General features: G+C 43.2%; 20 protein-coding genes. 15 read left to right on the top strand and 5 right to left on the bottom strand.

Annotated features, from left to right (window positions below; translation table 11 throughout):
• Positions 1-31 precede the first annotated feature (31 nt).
• Together L2730_RS12680 and L2730_RS12675 are read right to left on the bottom strand one after the other, a co-directional pair.
• Positions 32-1,126 carry an OmpA family protein gene (locus tag L2730_RS12680; RefSeq protein ID WP_248974929.1) on the bottom strand — a complete coding sequence of 365 codons (1,095 nt, stop codon included), beginning with the start codon at positions 1,124-1,126 and terminating at the stop codon, positions 32-34.
• A 226-nt stretch (positions 1,127-1,352) separates the two neighbouring features.
• Positions 1,353-3,719 carry a phosphoketolase family protein gene (locus L2730_RS12675; RefSeq protein WP_248974928.1) on the bottom strand — a complete coding sequence of 789 codons (2,367 nt, stop codon included), beginning with the start codon at positions 3,717-3,719 and terminating at the stop codon, positions 1,353-1,355.
• 425 nt (positions 3,720-4,144) lie between these two features.
• On the opposite strand from L2730_RS12675, the gene L2730_RS12670 reads away from it, so the two are divergent.
• A complete protein-coding gene (locus L2730_RS12670; protein WP_248974927.1) occupies positions 4,145-5,587 on the top strand; it encodes an alanine/glycine:cation symporter family protein in 1,443 nt (480 codons plus the stop codon).
• Positions 5,588-5,718: 131 nt separating this feature from the next.
• Positions 5,719-6,492, top strand: coding sequence for a peroxide stress protein YaaA (yaaA, locus tag L2730_RS12665; protein WP_248974926.1), 774 nt, complete (start codon positions 5,719-5,721; stop codon positions 6,490-6,492).
• 80 nt (positions 6,493-6,572) lie between these two features.
• Here yaaA and L2730_RS12660 read toward each other — a convergent pair whose 3' ends face one another.
• On the bottom strand, positions 6,573-7,973 hold the full coding sequence (locus tag L2730_RS12660; RefSeq protein WP_248974925.1) for a M20/M25/M40 family metallo-hydrolase: 1,401 nt from the start codon (positions 7,971-7,973) through the stop codon (positions 6,573-6,575).
• A 135-nt stretch (positions 7,974-8,108) separates the two neighbouring features.
• Here L2730_RS12660 and L2730_RS12655 point away from each other — a divergent pair, with 135 nt between their 5' ends.
• The gene (locus L2730_RS12655; RefSeq protein ID WP_020913760.1) at positions 8,109-8,423 is read left to right on the top strand and encodes an ArsR/SmtB family transcription factor; all 315 of its coding nucleotides are present in this window, start codon (positions 8,109-8,111) and stop codon (positions 8,421-8,423) included.
• A 182-nt stretch (positions 8,424-8,605) separates the two neighbouring features.
• On the opposite strand, the gene rpsT is transcribed toward L2730_RS12655, so the two are convergent.
• Positions 8,606-8,872, bottom strand: a complete 267-nt coding sequence (gene rpsT, locus L2730_RS12650; RefSeq protein ID WP_248974924.1) for a 30S ribosomal protein S20 — start codon at positions 8,870-8,872, stop codon at positions 8,606-8,608.
• A 257-nt stretch (positions 8,873-9,129) separates the two neighbouring features.
• Here rpsT and murJ point away from each other — a divergent pair, with 257 nt between their 5' ends.
• The 12 genes from murJ (at position 9,130) to L2730_RS12590 (ending at position 22,899) form a co-directional block, all read left to right on the top strand.
• Positions 9,130-10,689 (top strand): murein biosynthesis integral membrane protein MurJ, encoded by a 1,560-nt coding sequence (murJ, locus tag L2730_RS12645; RefSeq protein ID WP_248974923.1) that lies wholly within the window; start codon positions 9,130-9,132, stop codon positions 10,687-10,689.
• 65 nt (positions 10,690-10,754) lie between these two features.
• The gene (gene ribF, locus L2730_RS12640; protein WP_248974922.1) at positions 10,755-11,690 is read left to right on the top strand and encodes a bifunctional riboflavin kinase/FAD synthetase; all 936 of its coding nucleotides are present in this window, start codon (positions 10,755-10,757) and stop codon (positions 11,688-11,690) included.
• Positions 11,691-11,720: 30 nt separating this feature from the next.
• Complete coding sequence (gene ileS, locus L2730_RS12635) at positions 11,721-14,543, top strand: isoleucine--tRNA ligase (RefSeq protein WP_248974921.1); 2,823 nt, start codon at positions 11,721-11,723, stop codon at positions 14,541-14,543.
• A gap of 10 nt (positions 14,544-14,553) precedes the next feature.
• Positions 14,554-15,066, top strand: a complete 513-nt coding sequence (gene lspA / locus L2730_RS12630) for a signal peptidase II (RefSeq protein WP_248974920.1) — start codon at positions 14,554-14,556, stop codon at positions 15,064-15,066.
• 5 nt (positions 15,067-15,071) lie between these two features.
• Positions 15,072-15,494, top strand: coding sequence for an FKBP-type peptidyl-prolyl cis-trans isomerase (gene fkpB / locus L2730_RS12625; protein ID WP_248974919.1), 423 nt, complete (start codon positions 15,072-15,074; stop codon positions 15,492-15,494).
• Between the two features lie 2 nt (positions 15,495-15,496).
• Positions 15,497-16,426, top strand: coding sequence for a 4-hydroxy-3-methylbut-2-enyl diphosphate reductase (gene ispH / locus L2730_RS12620; protein WP_248974918.1), 930 nt, complete (start codon positions 15,497-15,499; stop codon positions 16,424-16,426).
• Between the two features lie 205 nt (positions 16,427-16,631).
• Positions 16,632-17,180, top strand: a complete 549-nt coding sequence (pilV, locus tag L2730_RS12615) for a type IV pilus modification protein PilV (RefSeq protein WP_428848455.1) — start codon at positions 16,632-16,634, stop codon at positions 17,178-17,180.
• A 9-nt stretch (positions 17,181-17,189) separates the two neighbouring features.
• Positions 17,190-18,146 (top strand): PilW family protein, encoded by a 957-nt coding sequence (locus L2730_RS12610; protein WP_248974916.1) that lies wholly within the window; start codon positions 17,190-17,192, stop codon positions 18,144-18,146.
• Positions 18,147-18,160: 14 nt separating this feature from the next.
• Entirely contained in the window at positions 18,161-18,595 is a 435-nt protein-coding gene (locus tag L2730_RS12605; protein ID WP_248974993.1) for a PilX N-terminal domain-containing pilus assembly protein, read from the top strand.
• A 68-nt stretch (positions 18,596-18,663) separates the two neighbouring features.
• Complete coding sequence (locus L2730_RS12600) at positions 18,664-22,179, top strand: pilus assembly protein (protein ID WP_248974915.1); 3,516 nt, start codon at positions 18,664-18,666, stop codon at positions 22,177-22,179.
• Between the two features lie 4 nt (positions 22,180-22,183).
• A complete protein-coding gene (locus tag L2730_RS12595) occupies positions 22,184-22,597 on the top strand; it encodes a type IV pilin protein (protein WP_248974914.1) in 414 nt (137 codons plus the stop codon).
• Positions 22,594-22,899, top strand: coding sequence for a TapY2 family type IVa secretion system protein (locus L2730_RS12590; RefSeq protein ID WP_248974913.1), 306 nt, complete (start codon positions 22,594-22,596; stop codon positions 22,897-22,899). Before L2730_RS12595 ends, L2730_RS12590 begins: the two co-directional genes overlap by 4 nt.
• Positions 22,900-22,910: 11 nt before the next feature.
• On the opposite strand, the gene L2730_RS12585 is transcribed toward L2730_RS12590, so the two are convergent.
• Positions 22,911-23,393 carry a GspH/FimT family pseudopilin gene (locus L2730_RS12585; RefSeq protein ID WP_248974912.1) on the bottom strand — a complete coding sequence of 161 codons (483 nt, stop codon included), beginning with the start codon at positions 23,391-23,393 and terminating at the stop codon, positions 22,911-22,913.
• Between the last annotated feature and the right edge of the window lie 13 nt (positions 23,394-23,406).

Raw genomic sequence — 23,406 nt, 5'->3', positions numbered from 1 at the left:
TGAGATGTATAGTGATGTAGATTGATAGTTCTTACTTTAGCACTGGCACTTTTTCTGTGCCGCTTACATGTGCTTCAATACGACGGTTTGCTTGGTTAGCTTCTATTGAACGGCCTTCAATTAATGGTTGAGTGATACCGTAGCCTTTAGATGACACTTTACCCGGTGCAACTCCATACTTGTTGATTAGAATATCAGCAACAGCAATTGCACGGCGCTCAGACAACGCCATATTGTAGTCAGCTGCGCCAGTATTAGAGGCGTGACCGGCTATGACGACTTCTGAATTTGGGTGCTTACTCATGTATTCGGCTAGATCCTTAATATCACTATAAGATGACTCTTTTACAGTGGCAGAGTTACTGGCGAATTTAGCTTCAATCTCAAATTTATCTTCGGCGTCTTGATAGATAGTACAACCATTACTATCAACTTTGTGAGTGGCTGGGGTATCTGGACATTGGTCTATATCGTCATTAACGCCATCACTATCGGCATCACCGATCACAACTGCTACAGGTACTATTGGCTTAGATTTGCTGCCGAAACGGTAACTTAACTCAAGTCCCCAATAGTTACTCTCCATCTCTAGTGTTTTCCACTTGTCTTCGTCTAGGTTTTCATAACGACGATACTTAGCTTGTAGCTTTAGGTTATCGGTAATATTGTAGCCGATACCTGCACCAATGTATGGCGCTACTCCGCTATCACTATAGTATTCGCTGCCGTAATTTTTGTTGTTGGAGATGAGGTAGTTCAGTGCGCCAGCTTCTGCTGATAAGCTCCAGCGGTTGGCAAATGGCCAAAATGCGACTAAACCTAGGTTCATGCCTCGAGCACCGACGTCATTAAGCTTGTTTGAGTAGTCCACCCATTCAGCGCGGCCTAAGTCGCGATAGCCTAACTCAACACCAAAGTAATCGTTAAATAGGTAACCAGCAAATACATCCCATGCATATGGATCATCATCGCCACAAGTTTTCATGGTTTTTTGATCGCAATTGGGCTCGTAGTTATTGATACCGACACCGCCACCAACGTACCAAGGGCTCATACCGTCAGCTGCGCTAGCAGCGAAAGGTAGCATTGAAGTCAGCAATACTGCTTGTAGAGTTTTGTTCATCATTCGTAGTCCTTATGTTTTATTTATAAAACTCCTCCGTCTACTTAATACTTAGGTAGTGCCAGCACTTATCACGGAGATCCTTTGGTTTTATAGCTGGCTGACACTATTATCCGTCGTAGATGTAACATTTTCCACTTTATTGTTAATATAAATGCTTGGGTTGATAATAAAAAAAAGGTGCCTTCTTGAGAAGGCACCTTTTTAATTGGATTAATTTGAGGAGGCGTTATCGCGTCCACACCCAGTTTTCGATACTTACAGGGTCAACACCGTTAGCTTTGATGTAGTTTCTGTGGTCAACCAAACGTTGCAGCATATCTGTGGTTAATGCGACGTGTTGTGTCTCATCAATAACACCTTGCTGGAATAGTTTGTAGGCCATATCAATAACAAGGTGGTAGCGTGAAGTACCGTTACGAACGCCCATATCAAATGGTGTCGTTGTTGAACCTTCTTCTTCGTAGCCTTTGATTCTGAAACGGTCGCTGCCTTTGTAGTCAAACACTAGTTTCTTAATCGTATTCGGGTAGCCGTGGTAGTTGAATACTACGCCTTTATCCGCGGTGAATACTTCGTCCATTAACCATGGCTTGCTTTGGAAGTCTAAGCTACCTAACCCGCTGCTAGTAAGTTCTGTGACACTAACAAAACGAATACGTACACGTGGTAATAGTTCTCTAATGAGTACCAGTGCAGCCATCGCTTCTTGAGTCACGTAATCACCACACCCAACAAGTACCACGTCTGGGTTTTCATCAGAAGCGAAATCCCAAACCATGACACCATCTTTAGCTTGTTGACGTGCTTCATCAAGTGTTAGCCACTGTGGTAGATCTTTCTTACCGGCTACAAGTATGTTGAGCTTGTCACGATCAGCGTATGCGCGTTCGGTGTAAACCAAAGTACTGTTACCATCTGCAGGTAGGTAAGCAGAGATAATCTTTGGATGTTTTTCTAGCATCGCACCTAGGAAAGATGGATTCTGATGAGAGTAACCATTGTGGTCTTGGCGCTCAAGCAGTGACGAAAGCACTACATTACATGCAGGCACTGGTTTACGGAAATGTACACCTTGGCTCGCATAAACGTATTTACAGTATTGGTCAGCCATAGACGATACAACTTGTGAGAAAGCTTCATAAGTTGGGAACATCGCATGACGGCCAGTTACTGTGTAACCATGGAGCATACCGAAAAGTAGGTTCTCAGATAACAGCTCAATGACACGACCATCACGAGACATATCCTCGTCCCAACTTTCGATAGGCCACTGCCATGCGCGGTCAGTTTCTTCGAATACAGCTTGTAGCTGGTTTGAATAGGTTTCATCTGGGCAGAAGATACGTAGGTTACGCTGGTCACGGTTAAGTTTAAATGCGTCACGCATCCACTCACCCATCTTGAACATGGATAGACCACGCTGACCACGAGGAGTCTCAGGACCGTAAGCTAGCTTCTCAAGATCTGGATTCGCAAGAGCACGAACCACTTCACCGCCATAACTTAAGTGCTGACGACCACAAGATAGTTCTTTCGGTGGAATAAGAGACTGAATGTCTTTGTCGAAAATCAGCTCACCTTGCTCGTTAATGCTGTAAAGTTCGTTAAATTTGTAGCTGGCAAGCCAAGTGTTTAGTGCATCAAGATGACCTTTATCAGTTGCACATTTGTTGACAATAACTTGGTGAGATTCGCAGTTACCTTCAAGCTTCTTACCATTATACTCTGCAGTACCAGTCCAACCTTTCGCAGTGCGCATTAAAATAACAGGCCAGCGTGGCTTAACAACATCTTCGCCCGCTCTAGCGCGAGTTTGAATGTCGTTGATCATCTCATAAGATAAGTCCATTGCGGCAGTCATCTGCTCATAGACATCTTGTTCTAGCTCATCATCAACAATGATTGGGTGGTAACCAAGACCACGGAATTCTAAATCAAGTTCTTCATGGCTCATTCTTCCCATACGAGTAGGGCCTGAAATCTTGTAGCCATTAATGTGTACGATAGGAAGTACTGCACCGTTGTTCTTTGGTGATACCAGACGGTTTGCATACCAAGAAGCGGCAAGAGGGCCTGTTTCAGATTCGCCATCACCAATTAGGCAAGCAGCAATTAAATCAGGGTTATCAAGTACGGCGCCCCACGCAACTGAAAGTGAGTAACCAAGTTCACCACCCTCTAGGATTTGACCTGGTGCTTCAGGGTTTGCATGAGAAGGGTAGCCATATGCTGCAGAGAACTTTTGGCAAATATCAGTGATACCGTCTTCATTATATGGGATGGTGTCAGGATAAAAATGACTAAGCGAACCTTCCATGAAGAGGTTAGCTTGTACTGCAGGGAAACCGTGACCAGGGCCAACAAGGTATACAAACGAGCGATTATGCTTAGTAATCAATCTATTAACGTTCGCGTATACGAAGTTAATTCCTGGGCATGTTCCCCAGTGACCAAGTAGTCTTGGCTTAATATCAGTGTGAGCTAAAGCACGTTTGTGTAGCACGTTTTGCTTTAGGTAAATTTGTGATGTCGCCAAAAAGTTAGTTGCTCTAACGAACTTCTTTAAGGAAACGATCTCTTGTTGATGTGACATAAATAACCCCATTTACGTAATCAGAAAGTTAAACAAATTTGATGGGAACTACTATATTTGTAATTTTATTACAAAAACGTGTCCTACATCTTATTTATAGAAAGTAATTTGTACTGATAAATGTAGTAAAACTAGATGTAAATGGTGTGTTATTTTAGTTAATCTAGTTAGATATGTTTAATAGTTCCTGTGATTCGGATGTCAGCTAAATGATGATGTGTGATCTGTATCACTCAGGGTTAAAGCAATGCTATGCTATTTTGCAGCGCGGAATGCGGCAGGCGTGACAGTAATTTAATCACGTATGGATAATTCAAAAAGAAAATCTGCCGACATTTAAATACATTAGGAAGGATAAACACAAGCCAAACCTAATCCAGTGTCACAACGCTCGATTATGTTTGTCGTGGGGATAAATAATAATTATGTTCGAACCGTTAATTAATGCAGTTGAATCTACGATCAATGCCGTCAATGGTGTGTTGTGGGGAAGCTTGCTGATCTATGTTCTAGTTGCCGCAGGCGTACTCTTTACACTTCGTTTGGGCTTTATACAGTTTAGATTGTTTGGCCATGGGGTTAAGTTAGTGCTCCAGGGACGCGAAAAAGTCAATGGTATCTCCTCATTTCAGGTATTTTGTACTTCAATGGCTGCTCGTGTTGGTACCGGTAATATGGCTGGTGTTGCTGTTGCGATAACTGTAGGTGGCGCAGGTGCTATTTTCTGGATGTGGCTAATTGCACTTCTTGGTATGGCAACGGCGTTTATCGAGTCAACGCTTGCTCAAGTCTACAAAGTTAAAGACAGTGAAGGGCAATATCGTGGTGGCCCTGCTTATTACATGGAGAAAGGCCTAGGTAAGAAGTGGATGGGAATACTATTCTCCATACTACTTATTATTGCTTTTGGTTTTGCTTTCAACGCAGCACAAGCTAACACCATGACCGATGCATTGAATAACGCATTCGGTTTGGATAAGACACTTGTTGGCTTAGTCATTGTTATGGCTTCTGCTTATATTATTTGTGGTGGCTTGAAAAAGGTTGCACGCGCTTCTGAGCTTATCGTGCCAGTGATGGCCGTCGCATACTTAGCTATCGCAATGGTTGTTTTGGTTATTAATATTGACCAGGTGCCAGCTGCATTAACGTTAATTGTTAAGAGTGCATTTGGCTGGGAAGAAGCTGCTGGTGGTGCGATGGGCGCAATGATGGCGGGTATTGCTCGTGGCTTGTTCTCAAACGAAGCGGGTATGGGTAGCGCTGCGAACATTGCTGCATCTGCAACGCCAAATCCGAACCATCCTGCGTCACAAGGCTTTGTACAGATGATTGGCGTATTTGTTGATACGATAGTTATCTGTAGTGCATCTGCGGCAATTATCTTACTATCTGGTGTGTTAGATAATCCAGGTGAGCAGAAGGGTATTGGTCTATTGCAGTTAGCGCTTAGCAATGAGCTCGGTGGTTGGTCTGCATACTTCATTGCATTCGCAATAATACTATTTTGTTTCTCATCTATTATTGCTAACTATAGCTATGCAGAAAACAACATCATGTTCCTGACTAAGAGTAAGAAAATTCTTTATATTTTCCGCGCTCTAGTATTGGCGATGGTAATGACTGGTTCTGTGGCTTCGTTGCAGTTGGTTTGGAACTTCGCTGATGTCTCCATGGGACTTATGGCTCTAGTCAATATTGCTGCGATTGTGATGCTGTCTAAGGTCGCATTTGCTGTTGTTAAAGATTACGAACGTCAAATCAAGCAAGGTTTGGTGCCAACATTTGATGCCACTCAATTCCCTGAAATAAAAGGTGTTGAGACTGGTGAATGGTCTGATGAACAGAGCGCGACCAACAAGTCTTAAACAAGAGTTTAAGCTTGATGCGGTAAGTTGAATTAGCGCAATCTAAAAAACCACGCTTTATAAGCGTGGTTTTTTTGTTTTTGATCAGTATGATTGTCACAGTTTAACAATATCTATGTATAGGACATCACATGCTAATTTTGGTTTCACCTGCAAAAACACTAGACTTCGAAAACCCGGCTGCGACTCAGAGTTACTCTATTCCTACGCTGTTGGGTCAAAGTGAGCAATTGATTGATGTCTGCCGTAAGCTAACGCCAAGTGATATTGCCTCGTTAATGAAGGTTAGTGATAAAATTGCTGGTCTTAATGTGGCGAGATTCAGTAGTTGGACCCCTGATTTCACCCCTGACAACGCTAAGCAAGCGGTATTTGCCTTTAGAGGTGATGTTTATACGGGGCTTGATGCTGATACATTATCAGAAGCTAGCTTACAGAAAGCGCAGCAGCAGCTACGGATCCTATCTGGCCTATATGGATTACTGAAACCTTTAGACTTAATGCAAGCTTATCGATTAGAGATGGGCACGCGCTTAAGCAATGCTAGAGGGACAAATCTTTATCAGTTCTGGGGCGATATTATTACTGATGAGATTAACCAGACAACTGCAGCTCAAGGCGATGAGTTCATAATCAACCTTGCTTCTAACGAGTACTTTAAAGCTGTTAAACATAAACAGTTGACCGCAAACTTAGTGACGCCAGTCTTTAAGGACAAAAAGAACGGTCAATATAAGGTGATCAGCTTCTTTGCTAAGAAAGCTCGGGGGATGATGGTGCGCTATATTCTGGACAACAATGTCGAATCATTGGATGCACTGATAAAATTTGATAGCGCTGGTTATTATTTTAGTGAAGCAGAGTCAACGGTTACTGCGCCTGTGTTCTTGCGAGAAGAGCAGTAATTTTTAACGCATATCAATAAAAAAGCAGCCTTATGGCTGCTTTTTTGTTTGCACTTGTCTACCTAGTTATTCAACGTTGGCTATTTAGCCACAATGGGACGTAAATCGATGGTTGACTGTGCCATTAAGTAAGCAAACTGTGCATAGGCTGCAACATTTTGCTTAAGCGCGGCGGGTTCAATTTTGTCTAAAGTATCATTTGGTGTGTGGTGGTAATCGAAATAATCGGTACCATCTTGTCTCAATGAAGCAACAGGAACCCCCTGTGAAGGTAGCATAGAGACATCTGGGCCACCTGAGGCTTTATTAGTACCCAAAACAACGCCATTGTTCGTCATTGGTGTTGAAAGGGCTAATAGTTGCGGGTAGGCACTTTCACTCGCTCTAAAATCAACTTGATAGATTCGGCCAGCACCAAAATCAGACTCTGCGGCAATATAATGTTTATCTAGCTCAGCTTGGTGTGCTTTTGCATAAGCTTTACCACCGACGAGGCCAACCTCTTCTGCTGCATATAATACAACTCTTATGGTTCTCGCTGGCTTTGTGGGGAGATCTTGAATTAGCTTTCCTGCGGCTGTGACAATACCCACACCAGCTCCATCATCGATGGCGCCCGTGCCCTCATCCCAAGAATCTAGATGAGCACCAATTAATACTATCTCTTCAGGTTTACTGGAACCAGTCACTTCAGCTATGACGTTATAAGAAGTGGCAAAGCCTTGGTTTTGAGATGAAAGCTGTAAATTAACGGTAATATTGCTATCACGCTTTAACATCGCGTTGATCAAATCGGCATCAGGGCTAGACATTGCGGCTGCTGGGATTTTTGCTACACCCTCTTTATATCTCATCATACCGGTATGAGCCATACGGTCATGGTCGGTGCCAATAGAGCGGATCATTACGGCTACAGCGCCTTTTTCTGCTGCCGCCACAGCCCCTCTAGAGCGACCGCCTACACTTTTACCATACCCTTTTCCGGTAATGTGACGCTCAGTAATGTGATCGATAAATACTATTTTTCCCTGTACCTCTGCAGGTTCTGCAAGTTTTAGAGCCGCTAAGCTGTCGAAACGAATGATACTCGCCTCAACACCATTTTCAGGTGTTGAGACACTGCCGCCTAGAGCCGTGATGACAAGCGGTTGGGGATAAGGGGCTACGATAGAAGCTTTAGCGTCTCCTCGGTGCCATACGGGCACCTGTACTGCTTCTTTATAGACTTTATCAAAACCAAGAGAGTTAAGTTTAGACTCTGCCCACTGCACCGCAATAAGATCTTTATCACTGCCAGCGAGTCTGGGCCCAACTTCGACAGTTAATGACTCGACGAGTTCGTAAGCAAGATTTGAGCTTAATGCTTGCTGTTGAAGTTGCTTGGCAATCGTCTCATTTTGGCTATTCATTTTTTGAGTTTGGCAACCAATCAAACTGAACAAAAAGACTGCAGCAGTTATTTTGAGATAGATACTTTTCATGAGTTTCCTTTGTTTTTATTACGTATGTCCCATTTTTGAAAACAATCTAGCAAAAAGTGTGCTTCATGTCCCGACTATATCTGTAAGGCAACGCTATATTAGGCCGTCGGTTTGTTTTAGGAGAAATAGCTCGTAATGAATATAGAATTAATGCAGCAACGAGCAGACCATGCCGTTGTATTGTTGAAGGCGATGGCTAATGAACGTCGTCTGTTTATCTTGTGCTATCTTCTTAATGAAGGGGAGATGTGCGTTGGTGAAATGAACAAGAAATTGGGATTAAGCCAGTCAGCGCTTTCGCAGCACCTTGCGTGGTTACGTAAAGACAATTTAGTTGAAACGCGCAAAGAAGCTCAAACAGTATATTACTCGTTAAAAAGTGATGAAGTCGCTGAGATTATTAAGCTACTTAATAATATTTACAGCGAAAGCTTACAGACAGTGGCGTAATAGCCTTTTAAGAGAGAGCCGCCGCTCTCTTTTTCATGTGGGCTGTAAAAGTTGTCACAAATAGAGAGGTGTTCCTCTCTATTTTTTTGTCTGTAATTTGAGTAGTAGATATTTTGAATACTACAAACTGCAGGCATAAAAAAACCGGCCGAAGCCGGTTTTTAATTACTTGAAACTAAAAATTAAGCAGCAAGTGCTTTGATTTTAGCATTCAAGCGTGACTTATAACGAGCAGCCTTATTCTTGTGAATAAGACCTTTAGTCGCCATACGGTCAACAATTGGTTGTGCTGTTACGAAAGCAGATTTAGCTGCTTCGTGATCACCTGCATTAATTGCAGCGATTACTTTCTTTACGTAAGTACGTAGCATTGAGCTACGGCTTGCGTTGTGCTGACGACGCTTCTCAGACTGAAGCGCGCGCTTCTTTGCAGACTTGCTATTAGCCAAGGTGCAACTCCTAAAACTGGGTTTGGTATTTTTAAGGTCGAGGAATATGCCCTATTTATGTCACTTTGTCAATGACAATGATTGAATCAGTTCGATTAACTCAAAATAATCCAACCAGCTTGGCTATCTTCAACCTAACTCGTGTAATATGGTGCGCAATTCTAGCAGGTATTGCTTTGAGACAATAGAGGCAAGCGCTATTTTGTGCGCGATATCGCCTAAGTATTTTAGCTCTAACAACAAGAGCAGGGGACGTTTTGAGCAGAAAGCTATTTCGGTCTGGCATGATAGTCAGTGCCATGACACTAATTTCGCGCGTATTAGGTTTGGTTCGTGATGTGGTTATCGCGAATTTGATGGGAGCAGGAAGCAGTGCAGATGTTTTTTTCTTCGCCAATAAGATCCCTAACTTTTTAAGACGACTTTTTGCTGAAGGTGCCTTTGCACAAGCATTTGTGCCTGTGTTAACTGAGTACCAAGAAAAAAATAGTGATGAAGAGGTCAGGGAACTTATAGGGAAAGTGGCGGGTACACTGGGTGTGCTTGTTAGCGTGGTAACCTTATTTGGTGTAATCGCTTCACCAGTGTTAGCAGCCCTTTTTGGTGGTGGTTGGTTTCTTGCGTGGTTAAACGATGCTCCCGGCGGAGAAAAGTTTGAACTTGCCTCTTTAATGCTAAAAATCACCTTTCCTTATCTTTGGTTTATCACCTTTACTGCTTTGGCTGGTTCAATATTGAACACCCGCGGTCGTTTTGCTGTCTCTGCGTTTACGCCTGTTTTCCTTAATATAGCCATTATTTGTGCGGCACTATTTTTAGCACCTAATTTACAACAGCCTGAAATCGGCTTGGCGTGGGGTGTATTTTTTGGTGGTTTGATCCAGTTTTTGTTTCAAATTCCGTTTCTATTACGAGAAAAAGCGATTGTAAAACCAAGTTGGGGATGGCGCCATCCGGGAGTCACCAAAATTAGAACATTGATGATCCCAGCGCTATTCGGTGTGTCAGTGTCACAAATCAACTTGTTATTCGATACCTTTATCGCCAGTTTTTTAATGACGGGTTCTATTAGTTGGCTCTATTACTCAGATAGGTTACTTGAATTTCCGCTAGGCCTGTTTGGTATAGCGATTGCGACAGTCATTTTACCGGCGTTGTCAAAACGTCATGTAAATGCTGAAAGCCAAGCTTTTTCACAAACAATGGATTGGGGAGTAAAAGCGATAATTCTACTTGGACTGCCTGCAATGTGTGGCTTGATTATGCTTGCTAAGCCAATGTTGATGGTGCTGTTTATGCGCGGTGCCTTTACCTATGAAGATGTAGAAATGGCCTCGTACAGCTTAATGGCATACGGCAGCGGTTTACTCAGTTTTATGTTAATTAAGATTTTGGCGCCAGGTTATTACTCACGCCAAGATACTAAAACGCCGGTGCGTTATGGCATCATCGCGATGGTGAGTAATATGGTTTTCAACCTAATATTTGCTATCCCTTTTGGTTATGTCGGTTTGGCTATTGCGACATCGATGTCAGCACTGTTAAATGCATGCTTATTATATCGCGGGCTGCATAAAGCTGATGTGTACAGGTTGAGTGCATCGACGGTTATTTTTGCGGTTAAGACATTTATTGCCGGGCTAGTTATGGTGGCTGTCATCTACTATTTGCAACCGACAATTGCTGCTTGGTTAGCATTTTCGTTGCCTGAACGTGGTGTTGAGTTAGTTAAGTTGATTGCAATTGCAGCAATTTGCTACTTTATTTGCTTAGTTTTGTTGGGAATTCGTCCCTGGAAGATGAAAGCTGCAGTTTGAGTGCTGATTATAAAGGCTAGCTGGTATATAATCCGCCCATTTACTCTCATGTGTCGTGTAAGATAATGGAATTGATCCGCGGTATTCATAATATTTTACCTCAGCATCATGGTTGCGTATTAACTATAGGCAACTTTGACGGTGTCCATCGTGGCCATGCTGAAGTGATTAATCGGCTAGTAGAGAAGGCAAAGCATCTAGACTTACCTGCGGTTGTTATGACATTTGAGCCGCAGCCACAAGAGTTTTTTCGCGGTGAGAATGCACCAGCTCGATTGAGCTTATTACGCGATAAAGTGATGTTGCTTGACGAGTTATCAATTGAGAGAATGCTCTGTATAAACTTCAATAAGAAGTTTGCTAACTATACAGCTGAAGATTTTGTAGAGCAGTTATTGGTCAAAGCTCTTGGTGTAAAGTATTTAGTGGTTGGCGATGATTTCTGCTTTGGCAAACAGCGTCAAGGTAACTTCGATATGCTGAGAAAAGCGGGTGAGAAGTTCGGCTTTGCGGTAGTGAGTACCCAAAGTTTCGTTCTTGGTGATAAACGCGTTAGCTCTACAGAAGTCAGACGACTACTTGCAGAGGGCAATATGGAACAAGCAAGACGCTTGCTTGGGCACCCATATATCCTGAGTGGCAAGGTCGCGCACGGCCAGAAAATTGGGAGAACCATCGGTTTTCCCACTGCAAATATTGCATTAAAGCGCAAAGTCACCCCTGTAAGAGGTGTGTTTGCCGTTAAGCTTTATTGGGACAATAGTGATATATATGAAGGCGTAGCTAATGTCGGTTTTAGACCAACAGTTAACGGCCAAGTATGTCAGTTAGAAGTCCATTTATTTGATTTTGATGGTGACCTTTATGGTAAAACTGTTGAAGTTGAGTTAGTGGCAAAGATAAGAGACGAGCAGCCATTTGGATCACTAGATGCGCTGAAAAAACAAATTAAAAATGATGCTGACAGAGCGAAAGCTTTGCTTGGCAGCGATGCAGGCTAATAGCTTAGCTAACAAAACGGTAAAGGGTTAATGAGCGACTATAAATCTACTTTGAATTTGCCGGAAACAGAGTTTCCGATGCGTGGTAATTTGGCTAATCGTGAGCCAGAGATGTTGAAGTCCTGGAACGAGAAAGGACTGTACCAACAGATCCGTGAAAGCCGTAAAGATAGCAAACCGTTTATTTTGCATGATGGTCCTCCATATGCAAACGGTGATATCCATATTGGCCACTCAGTTAATAAAATTCTTAAAGATATTATTATTAAGTCCAAGACCATGTCTGGCTTTGACGCACCTTATATTCCTGGTTGGGATTGCCATGGTCTTCCTATCGAGCTTAAAGTTGAGCAGAAAGTGGGTAAGCCTGGTCATAAGGTTACCGCTTCTGAGTTCCGTCAAAAGTGCCGTGAATATGCTGCTAAGCAAGTCGACGGTCAGCGCGATGACTTTATCCGCTTAGGTGTATTTGCTGATTGGCAAAACCCTTACCTAACGATGGATTACAACACTGAAGCTAATATCGTTCGCTCACTATCAAAAGTAATCGACAGTGGTCACTTGCACAAAGGTGTTAAGCCCGTGCATTGGTGTACTGACTGTGGCTCTGCGTTAGCTGAAGCTGAAGTTGAGTACGAAGACAAAATGTCTCCGGCAATCGACGTTGCATTTACCGTTGTTGATAAGCCAGCGCTGTTAGCCAAATTTGGTTTAACTGAGTACGCGCATCCTATCTCAATGGTTATCTGGACCACCACGCCTTGGACACTGCCTGCTAACCGTGCATTGTCGGTTGCGGGACAGTTAGAATACACCTTGGTTGAGATGGTCAAAGATGGGCAAACTCAAGCACTAGTGTTAGCACAAGAGTTAGTTGAATCATGTGTTGAGCGTTTTGGTGCCGAATCGCACAAGGTACTAGCCAACGTGCTAGGTAGCGAGCTTGAGCTACTGCGTTTTAACCACCCATTCTATGATTTTGATGTGCCAGTCATTCTTGGTGAGCATGTTACGGTCGACTCTGGTACTGGTGTGGTACATACCGCTCCTGGACATGGTCAAGACGATTTTGTTGTTGGTCAAAAATACGGCTTAGAAGTTGCTAATCCTGTTGGTGATAACGGTGTCTATAAAGCCGATACTGAAATATTTGCAGGTCAGCACGTATTTAAAGCTAACAAGAGTGTTGTTGCACTATTGGAAGAGAAAGGCGCGCTGCTTAATCATGTGGCTATTAATCATAGTTACCCGCATTGCTGGCGTCATAAAACACCGATTATTTTCCGTGCTACGCCACAATGGTTCATCTCTATGGATCAAAAAGGTTTGCGTACGCAAGCGTTGAGCGAAATTGAGCAAACGCAATGGATCCCTGATTGGGGCCAGAGCCGTATCGAAAAGATGGTTGAGAACCGTCCTGACTGGTGTATCTCTCGTCAACGTACTTGGGGTGTGCCAATTACGCTGTTTGTACATCGTGAAACCGAAGAACTGCACCCAGATAGTGTGTCACTGATGGAGCGTGTTGCTAATCGTATCGAGCAAGAAGGTATTCAAGCTTGGTGGGATCTAGATGCAGCTGAGTTATTAGGTGATGAAGCTGAGCAGTACCGTAAAGTGACTGACACGTTAGATGTTTGGTATGACTCAGGTTCGACATTCTCGTCAGTGGTTGCTTCACGTCCAGAATTTAACGGCCACGAAATCGATCTTTACCTAGAAGGTAGCGATCAGCATCGTGGTTGGTTTATGTCATCATTAATGATCTCTACTGCGATGAATGGCAAAGCGCCATACAAGCAAGTGCTGACTCATGGTTTTACCGTTGACGGTAAAGGCCGCAAGATGTCTAAATCTGTTGGTAACGTGATTGCACCGCAACATGTAACCAATAAGCTAGGTGCTGACATTTTACGTTTATGGGTTGCTGCGACAGATTACAGTGGTGAAATGACGGTATCTGACGAAATCCTAAAGCGTAGTGCTGATGCTTATCGTCGTATCCGTAACACTGCTCGATTCTTACTTGCGAACATCAATGGCTTTAACCCTGAGACAGATATGGTTGCCGTTGAAGATATGGTTGCACTGGATCGTTGGGTTGTGCGCCGCGCAGCTGCGCTGCAACAAGAACTACTTGAAGCGTACGATCAGTACAACTTCCACTTGGTTACACAGAAGTTGATGCAGTTCTGTTCTGTTGAACTTGGTAGTTTCTACCTTGATATCATTAAAGATAGACAGTACACCGCAAAAGATGACAGCAACGCGCGTCGTAGCTGCCAATCTGCACTGTACCTTATCTCTGAGGCTATGGTTCGCTGGATCGCGCCAGTATTGAGCTTTACCGCCGATGAAATCTGGAAGCTTCTGCCTGGCGAGCGTGGCGAATTTGTCTTTACTGAAACTTGGTACGAAGGCCTGCAATCAGTGACTTTAGATTCAGACTTGAGTGATGAATACTGGGATCAATTGCTGGCAGTTCGCGCTGAAGTCAACAAAGTGATAGAGAATGCCCGTCGTGAAAAGCAGATTGGTGGTTCACTAGAAGCTGAAATTACCCTGTTCGCTGATGAAGCACTGTCTGCAGCGCTAAGCACACTTGGTGATGAGTTACGCTTTGTATTGTTAACTTCTAAAACGGATGTTGTCGCACTAAATGAAGCGCCAGCTGATGCGATTGAAACTGAACTTGCATCACTGAAACTTGGACTTAAAAAGTCTGAAGCAGAAAAGTGTGAGCGCTGCTGGCACCATAGAGAAGATGTTGGCCAAGTGGCTTCGCATCCAACTCTATGTACTCGCTGTGTAACTAATATTGAAGGTGAAGGCGAAACTCGCCAGTTTGCATAAAGGATCTGTAATGCCCACTTCTTGGAAAGACAGTGGCCTACGTTGGTATTGGATAGTTGTGTTGGTATTTATTGCCGACCAACTGTCTAAGCAGTGGGTGTTGTCGAGCTTTGAACTACATGAGTCTATACAGTTATTGCCAGTCTTTAACTTTACCTATGTGCGTAACTATGGCGCTGCTTTTAGCTTTTTAAGTGATGCAGGCGGCTGGCAACGTTGGTTATTTACCTTCGTCGCAGTTGGTTTTAGTATTTTGCTTTCGGTCTGGTTACGTCAGCAATCGACTAAAATGTGGCGCTTAAACCTTGCCTACACATTAGTGATTGGCGGGGCATTAGGTAATTTGGTCGATCGCTTGCAACATGGCTTCGTGGTCGACTTTTTGGATTTCTATTGGAAAACCAGCCATTTCCCTGCATTTAACATTGCTGACTCAGCAATCTGTGTTGGTGCGGGATTGATTATTTTAGATTCTTTTGTATCGGATAAAGATGTCAAAAAATCAGATGATATAAAGGAGTGATCTGAATGTCAGATAACCATTCAATTTTGTGCCACATGAATATCGTACTTGAAGATGGCTCTACCGCTGAAAGTACCCGTTCAGGTGGTAAACCTGCACGCTTTAATGTTGGTGATGAAAGTTTAAGCCCTGCATTTGAGGCCGAAATTGTTAACCTTAAAGAGGGCGACAAGCACAGTTTTACTCTGCAGCCTGGCGATACTTTTGGTGAATCTAACCCAGATGCTGTGCATCATATGGATAAGAGCCGTTTTCCGGCGGATATGACGCTTGAGCCAGGTGTGATTGTCAGCTTTGCTGGCCCTGGTGGCAGCGAAGTGCCAGGCATGGTGCGCGATGTTGTTGGTGACTCTGTGACTATCGATCTCAACCATCCGCTCGCAGGTCAAGTATTAACATTTGAGCTTGAAGTGGTACAGGTACTGTAATTATGAAAATTCTTTTGGCAAACCCACGAGGTTTTTGCGCTGGCGTTGATCGTGCGATTAGTATTGTTGAACGTGCACTAGAGCTATTCTCTCCGCCTATCTATGTTCGACATGAAGTGGTGCATAACCGCTACGTGGTACAGAACCTTAAAGATCGTGGGGCGGTGTTTGTTGAAGAGTTAGATCAAGTCCCTGATGACAGTATCGTTATTTTTAGTGCCCACGGTGTGTCTCAAGCAGTACGTGCAGAAGCTAAAACACGTGGCTTAAAAGTGTTTGATGCTACCTGCCCACTGGTGACAAAAGTGCATTTACAAGTCACTCGAGCAAGCCGTAAAGGTATTGAATGTATTTTGATTGGTCACGCTGGTCATCCTGAAGTCGAAGGCACTATGGGGCAGTACGACAATCCCGAAGGCGGTGTACACTTAGTTGAGTCTCCTGAAGATGTGGCTAAGCTTGAGGTTAAAGATCCAGACAACTTATGCTTTGTGACTCAAACCACGTTATCGATGGATGATACTGCGGACGTGATAGCTTCATTGCAAAAGAAGTACCCTGCTATTGAAGGGCCGCGTAAAGATGATATTTGCTATGCCACACAAAATCGCCAAGATGCTGTTCGTAATGTCGCCGAAGAAGTCGAGCTATTTATCGTCGTTGGTTCTAAGAACAGCTCTAACTCCAATCGTTTGCGCGAGTTAGCGCAAAAGAAGGGGACTAACTCATACTTGGTGGATAACGCCGATGATGTTGATCCAACTTGGTTCAATGGTATTCAGCGAGTAGCGGTCACTGCTGGCGCGTCTGCACCAGAGGTGTTAGTAAAGCAGGTGGTAGATGCTATTGCCGATATGGCACCTAGCGTTATTACCGAAGTGGAAGGGCGATTAGAAGATACCGTATTTGCGGTACCCGCAGAATTACGCTAACGATAACTGCTAAACATCAAATATTAAAGAGGCTAAAGCCTCTTTTTTTATGCTTAAAATTCAGACACATCATTGTTAATTACTCTTTAAAAGACGACTTGTGCTAAGCAAGTATTCGACTAAACTTTATTTAACCTGTATGCTGGTATTTGTTTGCTAAGTAACAGATTTTAAAGAGTAAAAACCTTAATTTAACGTCAAGAATATGACGAAAGCAAAGGAATTGACAGCAATGAAAAATCAACAACGGGGGCTATCGCTAATTGAACTAATGGTCTCGTTAGTTATTTTAGTTGTTGGTCTTATTGGTATTTTTAATCTCCATCTCATCGCTAAACGCGGTAGTTTTGAATCCTTTCAGCAAACCCAAGCTGCTTATCTTGCCAACGATATCGTTAATAGAATGAAGCTTAACCGCAGCGAATTATCAAACTATGCAGATACTTACACTGGCGCTAAGGCAGCTGTTAAGTCATGTGAAACCAATATCTGCACTACAACAGAAACACTTAACTGGGATCAGTATCAGTGGGACCAAAGCTTAATAGGTGCTTCTGAGCAGGTAGGCAGCCAGAAAGTCGGCGGTTTAGACTCTCCAGTGGCTTGTATTATTGAAAATGCAGGGGCTGTTTCTGTCACTATTACTTGGCGAGGGATCCGTGAAATGAGCTCCTCTTCAAAAGTGTCGGCTGACTGTGGCCACTCTCTAGGCAAGAGACGAAGAGTATTTGCGCTAAATACGATGATTTTATAGGGCGAAGGGATGATTAAAAGTAAAGGTATGTCGTTAGTCGAGTTGATGGTTGCCATGGTTATCGGGCTATTTTTGTCTGCGGGACTATTTTCAATGTTTGTCATGTCATCGACCAATGTCACCACCACTAGCCAATTTAATCAGCTGCAAGAGAATGGCCGTATCGCATTGACTTTGATGGAGCGAGATTTAAGTCAGCTTGGATTTATGGGCGACATTACCGGTACTGATTTCATTATCGGTACCAATACTACAGTTGATGCGAGCGCGACGATAGGCTCAAGTGGCGACTGTGTTGGCGCTGGGCTCAATAATGCGACCTTGCCAATTAATATCGCGGCGCATTTTAGACGACTTTGGGGTTATGAGAACGGGGTCAGCACGGAGAGTTTAGCGTGTTTATCGAATGTAAATGATAAAACCGACGTGATTCAAATGAAGCGTTTATTAGGTCCATCAGTGGCAACTGGCACAACAGATGCGTTTTATATTGAAGCCAATGCTAACCAAGCCGTTTTCTTTAAGACTGCTTCAGCAGGAGTTTTAGATAATAGTCGTATTTGGGAGTATCAGCACCATATCTACTACATTGGTGATGATGCCGATGGTATCCCTGTTTTACGCCGAAAAAGTTTGTCCTCTACCGGAATGGGTAATGATGAACAGCTCGTAGAAGGAATTGAAAATATGCGAGTCATGTATGGGTTTGATAGCAATGGTGACAGTACCGCTGATAGCTTTATGCCTGCTGAGGATGTGAGTTCCTTAATGTGGGACAACGAACTGTTTCAACGCTTAGTAGCGTTGAGGGTGCACCTTCTGGTTAGAGCGACAGAATCAGACAATAGCTATACCAATGAGACAACCTATACATTGGGCGATAAATCGATAGGACCACTTAAGGATAATTTTAGACGCAAAGTGCTATCGACAACCATTGTTCTTGAAAACCCAGTATTGATGTAAAGGAGCCACTCATGATGCAAAAACAAAAAGGGATGGTGCTTTTTTTCTCGTTAATAGTGCTCATTATTATGACTGTGATTGGTGTTGCATTAGCCACCAATTCAAACATGTCGATGAAGATGGCAGGTGCGGGTTCTGAACGAATTGAAGCTAGTATTATCGCCATTGGTGCACTTGATAAGGTTATCGATGATAACAAAGGCACTAATTTTGCCAATATGACCGCTGAAACAACTAGCAGTGTGATGGGGGAGACTCAATCAATGCTACCGTTACCTGACAACGGTACAGTACAAGATGTAAGTTGTCAGCGCAGTGGTAATGCGAGTTCGGCTAACCTTATTAGTTGCCGTAGGGTTGAAATATCCAGCAGTGCCAGCTTCGGTAAAAATGATATCGGAAATTTAACCGTGGTAGCTGGTGTAGAACAAGAAGTTCTAAAGATTTAAATAAGTAGTGCCGCCAAAAAATAATGGCAAAAACGAAACTACAAATTGGGTATATTTGGGAGCTTATTATGATATTCAAACGTGCTGCTTTAGGGGCGCTGTTCGCGATGGTTACTTTCTCGGGAGTATCTTATAGCGATGATACTGAGCTTTATGTGACCGATTACTCTATTGGTAACGGTAATACAGCCAAGGTTTTGATTATCTTTGATAACTCTGGAAGTATGAAAACAGTTGAGGAGGACGCGCCTGGCGGCTATGACTCGAGCATTACTTATGAAGCGATCAGTTCAGCTCACTCCTACCAAGATGACATGGTCTATTTCACTAAAGGGGTTGGAATTGATAATGCGGGTATTGATATACCGCTAAGCCCTTCAGATTCTCGTCGTTTTTTAGAAGAGATTAACGGCTGTAATCAAAGTAAGCCACTACTAAAAAAATATGGTCGTTTCACTGGCTTTGTTGGTGAATATCTAGTTAAAGGTCAAACGGGTACTTGGGGAGATCTTAGAGACAATAGCGGCGCTAACTATGACACCATTGACTGTTATGAAGATATTGTAGAAAGTGATCCTACAAATGCCGTTGATAAAAGTGGCAATGCCCACGATTCCGGTTATCCGATTGATGGCGTTAAAAATGGTAAAACGCCAGTGCCATACACTGCAAATAAAGCTTCTAGCAAGACTCAATTAGGCAAAGGTGAGGTTGTTACCTTATATACTGCTAATTACCTTCGGTGGCACGCTGCAGCCGTTGCAGGGGTATTACCTACGGTACCACAATCGAGATTAGACATTGCTAAAGATGCGATAGAGAACGTTATTAACACTACCTCTTCTGTCGACTTTGGTTTAGCACTGTTTAATATGAACTATCCTTCTGAAGGTTATAGGGATGGCGGCCGAATAGTCTCTGGCATACAAGCCATGACGCCATCGGCTAAAAATGATTTGTTAGACACCATCAGTGGCACCAATGCTGAAACTAACACTCCATTGTGTGAAACATTATTTGAAGCCTACAATTACTTTGCAGGTAACAGGGTTAACTTTGGTAAGAAAGATAGTGATTACAGCAATTGGTATGACGGTAATAAGCCGCCACGTGATAGAACTATAGAAACAGGTAATAACTATGAGTCGCCATTTAAGGTTTGTCCCGATGTAGCTTACGTTATCTACATTACCGATGGTGTACCAAGCCAAGATACTTACGCTGACGATGATGTTATCGCGCTTGGGAGAAGTGGCGAAAAGGAGCAAGCTGAGGATAAAACCGCAGCGCCAGATTATAGCTCTTTTTCTGAAGGCCTTTCTACGGCGAGCTACCTGCCTGCGTTAGCAAGTTATCTATACCATAATGATTTAGTTGTATCGCCAGAAACCATGGCTGATGGCAGCAAAACTGAACATATGCAAACGGTCAGAACCTTTACAATTGGCTTTAGTAAAGGGGCAGAGGATGCTGCGCCATTACTTGCTGAAACAGCAAAAAGAGGCGGTGGAGATTACTTTGCAGCTACCAGTGGTTTGTCATTACAAAAAGCACTGAGCGATGCGCTGTTGACGATTATGAAAACCAATGCCAGTTTTACCTCGCCGAGTATTGCCAGTAATAACTTCGATAGAACCCAGACCTTCGATTCTGCATATTACGCTATGTTTCTGCCGGGCAGTGGCCCTCGTTGGAGTGGTAACTTAAAGAAACTTAAAGTGACTTCGCAAGGAATGTTAGTCGATAAAAACGGCGATGTAGCAATCGGTGAGCAGGGCAATATTAAGGATACTGCTTGTACTTTCTGGAGTGGCTGCTCAGGAAAAACGGATGGCAACAGTGTTAACGAAGGTGGGGTATTAGAAAGACTAAAGGCCATGACGCCATCAAATGGTGTCAGCTTACGTACTATTTATACCAATACCGCTAGCCCGTTTGCTCAATTAAAAGATGTCGCAGCCTCGACACTTTCACCGTTAATGAATATTGATGATGTTGATGTTGCAAAAACGGTGAAGTGGTTATACGGCTATGATGTTGATTTAGATAATGGCGGTTCAGTCAATGATCCTCGCGCCGATATTATGGGGGACCCACTGCACTCAAAACCACTAGCATTAAACTTTGGTAGTAAAAATAGTCCTGACGTACGTATTATTTTGGGGACTAACCAGGGACTAGTGCATATGTTTAAGGACTATGACAGCAATGGTTCAAATGAGGTTACTGAGTCTTGGGCATTTATACCTAAAGCGCTGCTTTCAAACGTAGGCACTCTGCAAAAGAATGTATCAGGAGCTCATACTGTTTATGGTATGGATGCATCTCCAGTCGCTTATACTGAGCTTGATTCAACAGGCAAGGTCGAAAAAGCATACGTCTATATGGGGATGAGAAGGGGAGGAAGTTCTTACTATGCTTTAAATGTGAGTAAGCCTGATTCACCTAGTTTAATGTGGACCATTACACCTAGCTCTTCAGGCTTTTCTGAGCTTGGTCAAAGCTGGTCGGATCCTGTCGTGACAACGATTCCTGGTCACGAAGGGCCAGTACTTATTATTGGCGGTGGTTACGATACTCGTTATGATACTGACGTTATCCCGTCAGATCCTCAAGGTAAAGCGATATACATTGTTGATGCAGTGACAGGCAAGTTAATTCACTCGTTTAGTAATAGTGGATCTAATGGAACCGCTGTATCGGGGTTCTCTGATAGTTTCCCTAATTCTGTCGCTGTTTTAGATAGCAACAATGATGGTAAGACCGACAGAATTTATGCCACTGACGTAGGCGGCAATGTCTGGCGACTGGATTTAGCCAGCAGTACTAAAACCGAGTGGTCCGCTTTTAAATTTGCAGACTTAGGTGGAACGGGTACTAACGATAGACGTTTTTTTGCTGAAGTGGCTATTGCGCAAACCGTATTTAGTAATATTGCCCAAGTTAACGTCAATGGCACTATCTCTACTTCTTATCAAAACATACCTTATGATGCCGTGGTGGTCGGTAGTGGTAAAAGACCAAGCCCGACAAGTAAAGATGTGACAGACATGTTTTTTGTTTTGCAGGATAGAAACGTTGTTAGCAAAAGTTTTGCCTCTGCTGAGACTCCCGCAGCGATTACTCTTGGCAATTTGTATGATGTGACATCAGCCGCGCCGGTATCTGAATCAGAGAATATTAGCTTTGGTAAAAAGCGTGGCTGGCTGTATAACTTCACTGGCATTGGAGAAAAGAGCTTAACAGCAGCTTTGATTGTTGACGGGAAAGTGTATTTCACCTCTTTTGTACCCGCTGTAAATTCAGTTTCTGAGCTTGTTTGTACAGCTTCAGGACAGGGGAGACTATATGTCTTTGATCTACACAAAGGAACTCGAACATACGTACACACCTATTATGAATTGGGTGAGCGAGTGCCTGATACGCCACAAATCGTGATTCCAGCCCCTGAGTCAGGTGAGGACCCGTATATTTATATTATCGGTATAGGTAAAGGTGAAAAAGTTGGGGATGACTATTCTGGGACAATCAATGTTGGCTCTGGGCTTGGCGTAAATAAAATCTACTACCATATAAATGAGTAATAATATGAGCTATTCAACAAGGCTTGAGCACAGTGTAAGTCGTGGATTTACCCTCATCGAAGTGATGATAGTGGTTGCCATTATCGGTATATTGGCCTCCATCGCTTACCCTTCATACATCGATTATGTGACTAAAGCTGGTCGCTCTGAAGGGGTCACTGCGGTGATGAATATTTCCAACCTGCAAGAGCAATATTATTTAGATAACAGAGCTTATACTAACGACTTAACTAAACTTGGATTGGCAGCGTCCTATGTTACCGAAAATGGCCACTATAGTGTGGCTTCAACCGGAGGAACGAGCTTTACCATTACTGCATCAGCGAAAGGGACACAAAAATCAAGAGATTCAAAATGTCAGACAATCACCTTGACTGATATTGGAGTCAAAGGGCCAAACGCGGAGTGCTGGAAATGAAGACTATTAACTTATGCTTGCTAGCAATGCTATTGCCAAGTTTTGTATCGGCTGAAACACTACCTAGAACTGATAAAATGGACTACAAATGCTTTATTAGTTCATCCATCGGTAATAAAGTTTTGTTTTACAGTTGGCCTATTAAAGAGTTTGAGTTGAAGATGGCGAGTTTACCGAGTAAACAATTCTCCGACAAAAAAGGTCGTAAAGTCTTTATTCAGGATGTCGAGGAGTGTGTAGCGGTCAGTGAATCGTTTCAGTCGACTAAAGCACAGAAACAAGATCAATTAACAGTACGCTAAGCGTGGTTAACTTAATCAGGCATGTTAACTCTGCCTGATGACGATAGCTCAATAGATTTGCAGTTTGAGCTAGAGGAGCCTCCTGGGCAGTAAGTCATGGTCCCTGAAGTTGACGCAAGTCCGTCGGGGCTAAATACAATGGAGGTTGAAGCAAAGCTTAAGCTATCTTGGGAGTTAAACTCATTAATAACCTTGAGTGATTCATTGGTTCCGGCGTTGTCATAGATAACCGTTATTCCCTTTATCCAATTGGTACCACAAGAATTTGAACTGCTGCCTAGTGGACATACGGTAACATCTAAGCCGTAGCTAATAGCCTGATTCCTTGCAAACATAAGCACCTGTTGCGCCTTTCTTATCTCACTGTCACTGCGATAAGCCTCATACAGCGAGGTTAGAGATGGCATGCCGACAGTAATTAATATTGCTGCAATAGCGATAGTGACCATTAGCTCTACGAGTGTGAAACCCTTTAACTTAAAAATTGCTAGCATAACCCTTTTCCTG

Source organism: Shewanella kaireitica (assembly GCF_023284045.1).
Taxonomy (GTDB): domain Bacteria; phylum Pseudomonadota; class Gammaproteobacteria; order Enterobacterales; family Shewanellaceae; genus Shewanella; species Shewanella kaireitica.
The sequence above is the reverse complement of the archived record's forward strand: the minus strand, read 5'-3'. Positions and strand labels throughout refer to the sequence as shown.

Excerpts from the sequence above, each read along its gene's own strand:
- L2730_RS12680 (WP_248974929.1), bottom strand. The coding sequence starts at position 1,126 with ATGATGAACAAAACTCTACAAGCAGTATTGCTGACTTCAATGCTACCT.
- L2730_RS12675 (WP_248974928.1), bottom strand. The coding sequence starts at position 3,719 with ATGTCACATCAACAAGAGATCGTTTCCTTAAAGAAGTTCGTTAGAGCA.
- L2730_RS12670 (WP_248974927.1), top strand. The coding sequence starts at position 4,145 with ATGTTCGAACCGTTAATTAATGCAGTTGAATCTACGATCAATGCCGTC.
- yaaA (WP_248974926.1), top strand. The coding sequence starts at position 5,719 with ATGCTAATTTTGGTTTCACCTGCAAAAACACTAGACTTCGAAAACCCG.
- L2730_RS12660 (WP_248974925.1), bottom strand. The coding sequence starts at position 7,973 with ATGAAAAGTATCTATCTCAAAATAACTGCTGCAGTCTTTTTGTTCAGT.
- L2730_RS12655 (WP_020913760.1), top strand. The coding sequence starts at position 8,109 with ATGAATATAGAATTAATGCAGCAACGAGCAGACCATGCCGTTGTATTG.
- ribF (WP_248974922.1), top strand. The coding sequence starts at position 10,755 with ATGGAATTGATCCGCGGTATTCATAATATTTTACCTCAGCATCATGGT.
- ileS (WP_248974921.1), top strand. The coding sequence starts at position 11,721 with ATGAGCGACTATAAATCTACTTTGAATTTGCCGGAAACAGAGTTTCCG.
- lspA (WP_248974920.1), top strand. The coding sequence starts at position 14,554 with ATGCCCACTTCTTGGAAAGACAGTGGCCTACGTTGGTATTGGATAGTT.
- fkpB (WP_248974919.1), top strand. The coding sequence starts at position 15,072 with ATGTCAGATAACCATTCAATTTTGTGCCACATGAATATCGTACTTGAA.
- ispH (WP_248974918.1), top strand. The coding sequence starts at position 15,497 with ATGAAAATTCTTTTGGCAAACCCACGAGGTTTTTGCGCTGGCGTTGAT.
- pilV (WP_428848455.1), top strand. The coding sequence starts at position 16,632 with ATGACGAAAGCAAAGGAATTGACAGCAATGAAAAATCAACAACGGGGG.
- L2730_RS12610 (WP_248974916.1), top strand. The coding sequence starts at position 17,190 with ATGATTAAAAGTAAAGGTATGTCGTTAGTCGAGTTGATGGTTGCCATG.
- L2730_RS12605 (WP_248974993.1), top strand. The coding sequence starts at position 18,161 with ATGCAAAAACAAAAAGGGATGGTGCTTTTTTTCTCGTTAATAGTGCTC.
- L2730_RS12600 (WP_248974915.1), top strand. The coding sequence starts at position 18,664 with ATGATATTCAAACGTGCTGCTTTAGGGGCGCTGTTCGCGATGGTTACT.
- L2730_RS12595 (WP_248974914.1), top strand. The coding sequence starts at position 22,184 with ATGAGCTATTCAACAAGGCTTGAGCACAGTGTAAGTCGTGGATTTACC.
- L2730_RS12590 (WP_248974913.1), top strand. The coding sequence starts at position 22,594 with ATGAAGACTATTAACTTATGCTTGCTAGCAATGCTATTGCCAAGTTTT.
- L2730_RS12585 (WP_248974912.1), bottom strand. The coding sequence starts at position 23,393 with ATGCTAGCAATTTTTAAGTTAAAGGGTTTCACACTCGTAGAGCTAATG.